Source organism: Colwellia sp. BRX10-1 (assembly GCF_014077545.1).
In the GTDB taxonomy this organism is placed as follows: domain Bacteria; phylum Pseudomonadota; class Gammaproteobacteria; order Enterobacterales; family Alteromonadaceae; genus Colwellia_A.
In genome coordinates, this window is the sequence record NZ_JACGWC010000136.1 from 1 (window position 1) to 273 (window position 273).

The 273-nt window shown below is 41.8% G+C and carries 1 rRNA gene; it reads left to right on the forward strand.

Annotation, left to right across the window (positions count from 1 at the left end):
• Window positions 1–181 precede the first annotated feature (181 nt).
• A 5S ribosomal RNA gene (gene rrf, locus H4J75_RS19860) occupies window positions 182–273 on the forward strand; the annotation flags it as partial.

Sequence of the window (273 nt, forward strand, 5' to 3'; positions counted from 1 at the left end):
TTGAGCTAACTGATACTAATTGCCCGTGAGGCTTAACCATACAACACCCAAGTAGTTTTACTGCGAAGTGTTTGTAAAAGACTGACAGAATAACTTCACGCACTGTAATGAATTGAATAAGAAAATGCTTTTATATTTATAGCTCTAGCGAGCAACAGCTTTCAAGATTGTAACCTTTTTGTCTAGCGACAATAGCACTGTGGCACCACCTGATCCCATTCCGAACTCAGAAGTGAAACGCAGTAGCGCCGATGGTAGTGTGGGAGTTCCCAT